8 protein-coding genes, 1 pseudogene and 1 riboswitch are annotated in these 10929 nt (G+C 47.8%); of the genes and pseudogenes, 4 read left to right on the top strand and 5 right to left on the bottom strand.

Annotated features, from left to right (window positions below; translation table 11 throughout):
• From B2633_RS10385 to B2633_RS10365, 5 genes and pseudogenes are all read right to left on the bottom strand, one after another.
• Nucleotides 1-266: pseudogene (locus B2633_RS10385) on the bottom strand (formate dehydrogenase subunit gamma); the annotation flags it as partial.
• Nucleotides 266-1069 (bottom strand): 4Fe-4S dicluster domain-containing protein, encoded by an 804-nt coding sequence (locus tag B2633_RS10380; protein ID WP_483170564.1) that lies wholly within the window; start codon nucleotides 1067-1069, stop codon nucleotides 266-268. The pseudogene B2633_RS10385 and the gene B2633_RS10380, both read right to left, overlap by 1 nt.
• 2 nt (nucleotides 1070-1071) lie before the next feature.
• Nucleotides 1072-4269, bottom strand: coding sequence for a formate dehydrogenase-N subunit alpha (gene fdnG / locus B2633_RS10375; protein WP_483170563.1), 3198 nt, complete (start codon nucleotides 4267-4269; stop codon nucleotides 1072-1074).
• A 323-nt stretch (nucleotides 4270-4592) separates the two neighbouring features.
• Nucleotides 4593-4711: riboswitch (molybdenum cofactor riboswitch) on the bottom strand.
• A gap of 830 nt (nucleotides 4712-5541) precedes the next feature.
• Nucleotides 5542-6480, bottom strand: coding sequence for a glycosyltransferase family 2 protein (locus B2633_RS10370; RefSeq protein ID WP_483170562.1), 939 nt, complete (start codon nucleotides 6478-6480; stop codon nucleotides 5542-5544).
• On the bottom strand, nucleotides 6480-6908 hold the full coding sequence (locus B2633_RS10365; RefSeq protein ID WP_483170561.1) for a GtrA family protein: 429 nt from the start codon (nucleotides 6906-6908) through the stop codon (nucleotides 6480-6482). Before B2633_RS10365 ends, B2633_RS10370 begins: the two co-directional genes overlap by 1 nt.
• 230 nt (nucleotides 6909-7138) lie before the next feature.
• On the opposite strand from B2633_RS10365, the gene wsfD reads away from it, so the two are divergent.
• The 4 genes from wsfD to B2633_RS10345 all read left to right on the top strand — a co-directional run.
• On the top strand, nucleotides 7139-8659 hold the full coding sequence (gene wsfD, locus B2633_RS10360; protein ID WP_483170560.1) for a glycan biosynthesis hexose transferase WsfD: 1521 nt from the start codon (nucleotides 7139-7141) through the stop codon (nucleotides 8657-8659).
• Between the two features lie 135 nt (nucleotides 8660-8794).
• Nucleotides 8795-9562, top strand: a complete 768-nt coding sequence (locus B2633_RS10355) for an electron transfer flavoprotein subunit beta/FixA family protein (RefSeq protein WP_483170559.1) — start codon at nucleotides 8795-8797, stop codon at nucleotides 9560-9562.
• On the top strand, nucleotides 9562-10467 hold the full coding sequence (locus B2633_RS10350) for an electron transfer flavoprotein subunit alpha/FixB family protein (protein ID WP_483170558.1): 906 nt from the start codon (nucleotides 9562-9564) through the stop codon (nucleotides 10465-10467). Before B2633_RS10355 ends, B2633_RS10350 begins: the two co-directional genes overlap by 1 nt.
• Before the next feature lie 84 nt (nucleotides 10468-10551).
• Nucleotides 10552-10929 (top strand): FAD-dependent oxidoreductase (locus B2633_RS10345; protein ID WP_483170556.1); only part of this gene is annotated, 378 nt, incomplete at its 3' end.

Raw genomic sequence — 10929 nt, 5'->3', positions numbered from 1 at the left:
CACAGCAAGACTCCTTTGAATCCCAAAACGAACCCGAAACCGATCAACGCTGTCATGGCAAGACCTGAGATCCGGTGCACCCAGCCAGCTCCGTAATAGCCGCCAAATATGGCTGCCAACCAGTTGACGCTGTCCAGGAAGAGGATTAATCCGGTGAACAGGCAGAGCAGAAAGGTCACAGTATGTCCCCAGTGGCTAAACCGGGCCAACCAGGTGAATCTTTCTACACGGGGTACATCATCCCGGTATTCTGGAATCCATTGCATTACTCATGACCTCCTTCCACATGGTGTTCTTGGTTTTTGTCAGCCATCAAACGGGTGGTTACAAAGCTGAGCGCCGACGCTCCCAGAGCGATGGGGACCAGCCAGCCGAAATAAGGCTGCACCCAGTTCTGCCAGAAGTTGATGGTGCCATAGGTCTTGGGATTGACCGGCAGGCCGAATTTGTCAGGCGTATCGGTCAGGATATACAGTTTGTTCAGGCCCCCCAATTCATTGATGCCATAGATGGTGGCATTGGGATAGCCGTTGGCTTGCAGATCTCTAACTCGTTCACGGGCTTCTTCGATCAATTGGTCCCTATCGCCAAACTTAAGGGCTCCGGGGGCGCAGGTGGTGGCGCAAGCCGGTGCCAGGCCCTCGGTTACCCGGTCAGCACACAGGGTGCATTTGGTGATCTTGTCCTCGCGCTTGCGGTGCTTGGGAACGCCAAAGGGGCAGGCAAAAGTGCAGTACTGGCAGCCGATGCACTTTTCAGGGTCATGGATGGTGGCGCCCCACTCAGTCTTGGTATAGGCATTCCTGGGGCAGGCTTTCATGCATGCGGCATCGAAGCAGTGCATGCACTGGAATTTGGCAAAGTTCCAATCCACACCGTGAGCGGCAGTGTCGACTTCATTCATCAGGACAATCGTAAAGGTGTCGCCGTCAGTATCTTCATGGGTCTGATAATTGCCCTTAAATGGCTTGATGGAAGCCGGAAGCTGATTCCAGTTCTTGCAGGCTACCTGGCAAGCACGACAGGCGGTGCATTTGCTGCTATCATACAGATTTGTCATATTTGCCATTGTTACGCCCTCCTTATGTCGCATAGAAATGCTTTATATTCCGGACATATGGTGTTGGCGTCGCCGATGTGGGGTGTTAAGCGGTTGGCTGGATCACCAGTGGCATAGCCTTTAAAGCCATACTGCCAGGAAAGCGCTATCTCATGAACTTCTTTGCCGCCTACTTTAAAGGGCTTTAAGCGTTTGGTCACACAAGCCAGAGCCTCGATGTCACCCCGGGTGGTAGAGACAATAACCTTGGCACCGTTCTTGATCCCTTTATCCCGGGCCAGCTCCTCACTCATCTCCATAAACATATTGGGCATCAACTCGGCCAGCCAGGGCAGGTTGCGAGTCAAAGCGCCGGTCTGCCAGTGTTCCACCAGGCGGAAAGTAGTGGCTATAATAGGATACTGACCAGCGTTGCCTTGATTGTCAGGCTCCCATACTTTGGCAGCCGGGTTTACCCTGGTTTTGTTCAGAATAGGAGCTACAGGGCTTTCCCAGGGCTCGTAATGCTCAGGGAAAGGACCGTCTTTCATCGAGGTTTTGGCGGCGAAGATGCAGCCTTTGCCTTCAGGACGCATGATAAATGGATCATTAAAAGCCGGCTTGTCAGGTCCGGTAGTCTTGCTAATGTCTGGTACGTCCAGGCCGGTCCAGGAACCGCCGGCATCGGCGCCGGCATCCCACCAAACCAACCTGCGGTCATCATCGCCGGGCCAGGGGTTAATGCCATCAGGCTGCACCGAGCAGCGGTTGTAAACAATACGGCGGTTCATCGGCCAGGCCCAGCCCCACTCGGGAAACAGGCCCAAATTACCGGGATCTTCTTTCTTACGTGACTGTGCTTTATAAAACATCTTGCCATCTTTCCAGGTGGTGGCTCCGCAGTATACCCAGCACCCGCAGGTGGTGGAACCGTCATCTTTCAACAGGGCAAAACCCTCAACAGGCTTGCCGCTGGCTACCTGGAAGCCGCACAATTCATTGGCCACTTTCATAATATCGGGTTCTTCTTCGCCATGTTGACCATCATAATCCCAGGTTAATTTGGTGATGGGTTCGTCTTCAGAACGGGTACTGCCTTCATAGAGCTTTTGAACTCGTTTGACCAGCTCATTATAAATCCACAGGTCGGCTTTGGATTCACCGACCGGGTCAGCACCCTTCCAGCGGAACTGAACCATCCGGCTGGTGGAAGCAGCTGTGCCTTCTTTTTCATAGACAGCTGCGGCTGGCAGGAAGAAAGCTTCAGTCTGAATGTCTTGTGGAGTGAGCTGCTTTACCTTTTCATTCTCTACCGGTCTTTCCCAGGCTTTGTGGCTCCAGAATTCGGCGGTTTCGTGTAGCCACAGATCGATGCAGACAAACCATTTAAGTTTAGTGAGAGCTTCCTGCTCCTTATTGGCATTGGGGCCGCCCACTACCGGATTGGAGCCGTTTACGAACAGGCCATCGATTTCGCCTCTGTGCATGGCTTCGAATAAGCCGATGTGCGAATAATTTTTGGTATCCTGACGTTTGGGTATATAGTGATATGCAAAATCGTTGTCTTCGGTAGCGGCATCCCCATACCAGGCCTTGAGCAGACTGACAATCCACTTGGAAGTGTGTATTCGCCAGCCGGAATGTTTGATGCCAGACGCTGCCAAAGCCCGGAATTCTTTCAAATTGCTGAATTGCAGATTGCCTGCACCCGGGGTGGTCTTGCGGATATAAGAAATGAGATCTTTATAATCAGCGCTGTCAGTGGGTGAATCGATATAGCCGGGCAGAATGTGATACAGCAAAGCCATGTCGGTGGCGCCTTGAACGTTGTTTTCACCGCGCAAGGCATTGATTCCTCCACCGGGGCGTCCGATATTTCCCAACAATAACTGTACAATGGCAAAAGCCCGGATGTTTTCACTACCCACCGTATGCTGGGTAATTCCCATGGCATAGCATATGCAGCCCGTCTTATCCGGAGCAGAAGTTGCGCAAAACATTTTCAAGACCTCCCGGTACTTGCTTTGGGGAGATCCGGTTATTTTGCATACCGTATCGATGTCATAACGAGAATAGTGTTGCTTCATGAGTTGGAAAACGCTACGCGGGTGCTGCAGGGTTTCATCCTTCAAGATATTGTTGTTTTCATCGTATTGATAATCCCAGCTGCTAACATCGTAACTTTGCTTAGTTTCGTTCCAACCGGAAAAGAAACCGTCTTTAAACTCATAATCATCTCTGACAAGGAAAGCTGCATTGGTATAATTGACCACATAATCATGGTGATAGAGCTCGTTGTCCAGAATATACTTGATCATGCCGCCCAGGAAGGCGATATCGGTGCCAGAACGCATAGGACAATAAAGATCGGCCACTGCGGCAGTTCGTGTGAAACGGGGATCTACACTGATTATTTTGGTCTGGCGTTTAGGATCAAAACGCCCCTTGTTCAGCCATTTCATACCGATGGGATGGTTTTCGGCCAAGTTGCTGCCCATGATTAAAGCACAGTTGGTATTTTTCATGTCAATCATGGAGTTGGTCATCACTCCTCGTCCGAAGGAAGGAGCCAGGCCGCCCACAGATGGTGAATGGCAGAGCCGGGCCTGAGTTTCCAGGTAAACTACACCCAGCGAGCGCATCATCTTGGATAGTAGATAGCATTCCTCATTGTCCAGGGCTGATCCTCCAATTGAGGCTATTTTTTCGGTCCGGTTAACGATTACTTCACTTCCATCAGACAATGTCTCTTTGTGAATGAAACTCTCATCGCGGGTCTGCTTGATCCGCTGGGCGATTTCATCCAAAATCCAATCCCACTCTTTTTCTTCCCATTTCTCTGATCCAGGAGCCCTGTATAAAGGCTTTGCTACCCTCCTGGGATTGATGATCTGCTTTCCGGTTTCAGGTTCATATATTTCTCTCAGATTAAACATGGCTGAACCTTTGGGACAGGCGCATCCTTCATTAACCGGATTATCAGGGTCTCCAACCACGCTCAATAACTTAACAAATTTATCATCCTTTTTTTCCGCATAAACTACCAGACCGCATCCAGAACCGCAATAAGGACAAACAGTTGGTACCGGACTAACATTTTTTGTGCGCAGTTCTTTGATTACCGCTGCAGAAACAATGAGATTAAAACCCAAAGCCGACCCTAAACTTGCAGCTGCAACCGTAGCTCCGCCTCTTTTTATAAACTGACGGCGGGTTATTTTGCCGTTCATTCTCTTCCCCCCATTCAAATCATTGCGATGCAAAGGAATGATGATTACTGCCATTGTGAGATTCTAGATTACATTTGGACTAGCTTGTCACTAAAATTATTAAGCCTGCGAATCTTGCTATGCGGTCCTGACCAAACTTTTTAAGGTGTCCGCCCTAAAACGAAAACCTCCTAACTTTAATCAGGAGGCTGGTCACAGGATGTACACTGACCATAAAGCCGCAGTTTGGTGCGGCTTCCTCCTTGCCTGAAAAGCCAAGAATGAAGTAGCAGTTTGCCTCAGGACTCATAACCTTCATAATCAGATCTTGGAGACTGAGAAAACTGTTCCGGTAGATGACTCTTTTCCAAGCAAGGGAGATAAAACCGTTTCCAGATTTACCGCGGCTAAATCCCCAATGGCTGTCGCTTTAGGGGAATCAGCTCTGGAGTCAGCGTAAGACATATTAAATTTTGACTATTATGCGAGTATACAGGGTTAAAGCAGTACTGTTTCAACAGTGAACATAGGAGAGCAAATTCCTGAAAGGCTATATGGATTCATCACCTTCAACCGGGCCAGTAGCTGGTATTAGAATGAAAAGCAGTCATACCGGCATAGCGGATAGGTTGAGAAAGGCTCCCATTGGTTTAATTCTCCATTTTTGGCACTGTAGTTTGAAACAAAACGAACCACCGGTTCATATGAAGCATGTCACATTAAACGCTTTGTGGTTGACATAAACCCTGCACTTGAAAGCACTTTCTCACCTCCTTTAATACCGTTATCTTAGCGGCTGGAATAATGAAAACATTTCAGCTTAATAAAAGCATTTGTTTATAAGCGGAAAAATGAATTCATTGCACCAACTATTATAGTTCTGCATATAAATTTATATTCCTTCTAATAATATTATATATAACCAAACATTATATATGCTAACAACAACAAACCCTCCCGAGATGGAGGGGAGGGGCGTTTCACCCTTGACGGCAGGCAAGCGTAATCCCCACTGAATCATACATGAGGAGGATACGCAACGTTGCAAGGGCTGGTAATGCCTCAACATAAATTTTAATCATCTAAATGCATATGCGGAAAAAATGGCACGAATCAGCCAATGATAAAAGGCGGTTAGAGCTGGTTCGCTATATTTAAGTAAACTGATAGTGAGCGAAAATAAATCCCCGCTTAATATTGATAAACGGGGATGTAACATATTACTCGTTAACTACGGTTAAGATTTGCCGGCTAACCCGTAAATTTCTTATTAATACCAATTGATTCTTGGCTTCAGTGGCATTCGTCACTGTATTCCTTGACGATGTAAATGGGCCTGCGCTTGGTTTCCAAATAGGTTCTGGAAACATATTGGCCGACTATGCCGGTGCAAAACAGCTGAATCCCGGTAATAAACAGCAGAATACAGACCATAAAGGGCCACCCGTATATAGAACCGCCCCATAATAGGTATTTAGCGGCCATGGCTACAATCATTACAAAAGATACCAAGAAAAAAACCAATCCTATCACCGAAGACAACGCCAACGGAGTGGTGGAAAAGGCCATGATCCCATCCAGTGAATAAGAATAGAGCTTCCAAAACGACCATTTAGTCTGGCCGGCAGCTCTTTCCTGATTGTCATATTCCATCCACTTGGTTTTAAAACCTACCCAGGCGAAAATACCTTTGGAAAAACGGTTATATTCACAGATCTGCAGAATGGAATCCACCATTTGGCGGCTCATCAGCCTGAAATCCCGGGCTCCATCCACCAATTCAATATTGGAGATAGTATTGATTATGCGGTAGAATTGCCTGGCGAAAAACGACCTCACCGGCGGCTCGCCTTTGCGGGTGGTTCTTCTGGTGGCAACACAGTCATAGCCTTCATGCTTTATGATAAGGTACATATCCTTGATCAGCATGGGCGGATCCTGCAGGTCAGCATCCATGATAGCCACATAATCACCCCGGGCGTTTTTAAGACCCGCATAGATGGCCGATTCTTTTCCGAAATTACGAGAAAAAGACAGATATTTAACCCGCTGATCCCGGCGCTGTAAATCTTTAATTAGGGGCAGGGTGCAGTCCTGTGAACCGTCATCGACAAAAACGAATTCAAATGCCACAAACGCCATATCCGCAGCCAGTTTTGACACCTCGGCATAGAAATATGGCAAAACCTCCTGTTCATTATAACAGGGCACTACAATCGATATTTGTTTCATTACAGCACTTCTCCTTGACCTTTATCTTGAAATACTATGTGCTTGCTAAACAGGTAATTGGATATGACCACGATTATATTGGAGATTATTTTGGTCAATAAATCATTGGAGTGAAGCACATCGATCATCACATACATTATTGTCATGTCCAGCAGACCGGAGAACAGGCGGCAGCCAAAAAAGGCCAGACATTGTCCCAAAATGGGAAACAACCCCCGGGCTTTGCTCTCAAAAACAAAGAGATGATTGGTGGCATAAGCGAATAATACCGACAAGATCCAGGCTATGAGATTGGCCTTCAGGTAAGGTAAACCCGCCAGTTTGGCCAGGCCGGAATAGGCCAATATATTGATCAGTGTGGTAAGGCCGCCGTACCCCAGATATAAAACCAGAATCTTATATTTCTGATATTTGGCCTCAACCTGCATATATCCACAAACCTTCTCGGTTAAAACTCAATTTGAATCAATCCAATCTGTGTCTGAGCAATTCTGTAGACTACTAGTGTATTTTTCCCATAAATGGATAAACTATGCATAGTATTTGTTTGAACTTGTATGCCGGTTTTGCCCTTTATCTGACCTGTGACGGGCAGCGCCCGGAAAAATTGCTTGGTTTAGATTTGCATAAGGTTTTTTAGAAATAGAAGAAGGTTGAGATGAGAAGATATAATTTGTTGAAGTATTTATGGGTCGTATTGGGGCTGGTGGGTTTATTGATCATAGCCTACGTGCTTTGCCAAAGCCCTCAGCCCGGGGTAGCCGATCAGGGCGATTTTGACAGGGTCATGAATGTTTCCGGCCTGGAACTCAAACCGGAGCAGATTAATGACCCCGGTTTTGTCAGGTTCCTGGACTACCCGGTAACCGAATACAGAATCTCTGCGGTCAGCGCCCCCAACCTGCTTAAGCGCCTAAGCGCCACCAGCATGGCTTATCTGATCACTTTGATAAACTCAATATGCCTGTTATTGGGAAAGGATACTTTTAAAACCGCATATTTGGCTGCTGCCTATGTAATCATGTACTCGTGCGCCTTTTATGTAATATTCAAGCACCTTAATGTGAAAAACCGGTTGAAATTAACGTTATTCGTATTGATAGCCTTTTTTGTGTTTTTGGACGGCAATTACCTGGTGTGGTTCAACAGTTTGTACGGGGAGCCCATGATGATAACCACACTGGCGTTGTATATCGCGGCATGGCTTTACTATATTTATCACCGCCATATAGTAAAATCGGCAAATACCATATTCCTCACCATGGTGCCTATATTCGCGGCGGCCTTTCTGTTTCTGGGCTCCAAATTGCAGGTTATATCAGCCCTGCCGGTTATTATACTCATGCTCATAAATCTGTGGAGAGAAAACCGGGGGTTGTTGAAACCGCGTCAAGTATGGCTGTTCGGAATTTTTTCCCTTATTCTGGTCGCATATTCGCTGGGATATGCTTATACCAATAAGCAGATGAGTGAGTATACCCGTTATAATTCGTTGTTTTACGGAATATTAAAGGATTCCCCCAACCCCGCTCAAGACCTGCTTGATCTGGGATTAAGTCCCGACATGGCAGCAGACGCGGGAAAACACGCTTTTTTGGAAGAGCGGGAATATGTCAGATATGTTCCCCTCAGTGATATAACCAGGGAAGAATTCTATAATAAAATCAGCAATGCTGATCTGGTCCGGTTTTATATTACCCATCCGCAAAGGCTGGCGGCAGGAATGCAATACACTGCGGATCATGCCTTTACTACTTCAACTGTGCTGGGCAAATATCAAAGGGCGGACATTGAGAAACCGGTGAGCGAATTTGACAGATTCACCGCTTGGTCATCCTTAAGGGAGAAATATCTGCCCAGGAGTCTCTGGTTTTTGATATTTTCTTACGGTTTGGCAACGGGCGTTTCCGTACTGGTGTATATAAAGAGGCGGGGAGTAAAAGAAGTTGAGTCAGGTTTGCGGCTTTTCTGGGCGGTGATGCTGATTGGCCTGCTGCAATTTCCTATGCCGCTGGTAGGGAACGGACAGGCTGATACCGCCAAGCAGCTGTTCTTGTTTAATTTTACCTTTGACATAGTTCTGGTGGTTTTATCTTGCTTGACACTGAGCCTATTGATAGATTTCTGCCGTTCCCCCAAGACCGCACTCCATCGCAGTGTGAAAGGGGGCGCCTTTTAATCGGGGGCAAACCTATTCTTCCGATATTTACTAGAAATATGGTATAGTGACAGCAATTAAATATTTATAGATGATCGGCCATTTCCGCACAGAGTATACAGGAGATGGTGAACAGAACCAAGAGGAGGTGTTATTATGTCCCAAGTTATCGCCTGTTACAAATGGGTAGTTGATGAAGCGGATATTAGAATTAATACTGATTTGACGGTTGATTTGAGCAAAGCCAAGGGAAAAATCAGCGACTATGACAAAAATGCCATTGAAGCAGCAGTTCAGGCCGCCGCTTCACTGAATGGCAAGGCAATAGGACTTACCTTCGGCACTGCAGAGGCGAAACCGTCGCTCAAAGATGCGCTATCCAGGGGACTCGACGAAGCCTGGTATATAAACGACCAGCAAGCCGGTCAGGCCGATGGCGCCGGCACTGCCAGAGCCTTGGCGGCTGCCATAAAAAGAATGCCGGATGTGAGCCTTATCATCTGTGCGGAAGGAGCCAGCGACACCTACGCCAGGCAGACCGCACCCCGCATTGGCGCACTGTTAGACCTGCCGGTAGTTACCTCGGCAGGTAAAATTGAGATCAGCGGAAACACCTTGACTGCCGTCCGTATACTGGATGACTGCCTGCAGACAGTAAAGGTGGAGCTCCCTGCTGTAATAGCGGTGCTGCCGGAAATCAACCCCGCACCCATACCCGGTCTTAAGGCGGTTCTGGCGGCCGGCAAAAAACCGGTTACCGAATTGAAAACGCAAGACCTGGGCATCGATCTGGCGCCTAAAACCTCTGTAACAGAATTTAAGGGCTATATTATGAACCGCAAGAACATCATCTTCAATGAAGGCCAGACTGCCGACAAAGTCAATGCACTGGCAACTGCGCTCAGAAAGGAAGGTGTGCTTTAATGGCAGGCGTTTACATATACAGCGACAAAACCGATATTGCCCAAGAAATCATTGGATTTGCCAGAGCGGCAGGAAAAGAAGCCATTCTGTTGACCCTGAGCGAAAAAGATGCCCAGGCCCTGCAAAATTCCGGAGCCGATAAGATCTATGTTATCGACGGCAAGAGTGAGCTGATAGAAAATTACTCCAAAGCCATCGCTGATTTGTTGACAAAGGCGAATGCAGAATTTTTCGCGGTTGGCGCCACCCCCCGGGGAAGAGATTTGGCCGCCAGGGTAGCCGGGTATCTGGATTGCGCGATGGTCAGTGACGTATCCTCCATCGAGTATAGCGGCCAGAACTTACAATGTGTAAGGATGATGTACGGAGGTGCGGTACAACAAAATGAAGTTTTATCTGGCCTGAGTGTTGTTACCGTTTCAGCCGGAAAATTTGAGACGGTTAAAGGTGAAGCCGCCATACAAACCCTGGAACTTGAAGCCGACACCCGGGTAACCGTGGTGGAAACGGCACCTGTTGTTAAAGTGGGGGTAGATCTCGGCAAGGCTGATAAAGTAGTTTGTGTGGGCATGGCCTTGGATAAAGTCGAAGATCTTCAGATAGCCCGGGATCTGGCCGAAGCCGTCGGAGCAGAGCTCGGCTGTACCAGGAGCATAGCCGAAGAAAGGCACTGGCTGCCGGTAGAGAGCTATATCGGCATATCCGGAGCGGTTATAAAGCCTAGGCTGTACATGTCCATGGGTGTATCCGGACAAATTCAGCATGTCTATGGGATTCGCGACGCACAGCTAATCGTTGCTATCGACATCAATGAGAAGGCTCCCATATTTAAGGCTGCGGATTACGGCATTGTAGGAGACCTGTATGAAGTAGTTCCACTGCTGACCGAAGCACTGAAGAAATAACGCTTTTAAAAAGGGCTTACTGCCGGTTTGTTTTCAGGCTGATAAAAGGCAAACCGAATCTTTGTTTGAGGGAGGGGTAAGTTTTTGAGCAGTGAGGATAAATTTGATGCCATAATAGTCGGGGCCGGACCGGCCGGGAGCGCCTGTGCCTATACTCTGGCCAAAGCGGGCAGAAATGTACTGGTAATAGAACGCGGGGATACCCCGGGATGCAAAAACGTGACCGGCGGCCGCCTGTATACCTACGCCCTGGAGATGCTGGATGAAGACCTATATGAAGAAGCGGCCCTGGAAAGAAGAGTAACCCATGAGCAGATCATGATGCTCAGCGGAGAACGGGCTATTACCATCGACTTCCACCAACCGGGCTTCAATCCTGAAGCTAAGCCCCCCATGTCTTTCACCGTGCTGCGGGCTGTTTTTGATGAGTGGTTGGCGGCTAAAGCTGAAGAGAAGGGAGCT

Source organism: Syntrophomonas sp. UBA1041, from assembly GCF_002316705.1.
Taxonomy (GTDB): domain Bacteria; phylum Bacillota; class Syntrophomonadia; order Syntrophomonadales; family Syntrophomonadaceae; genus DTU019.
This window is presented reverse-complemented; position numbering and strand designations above follow the sequence as displayed.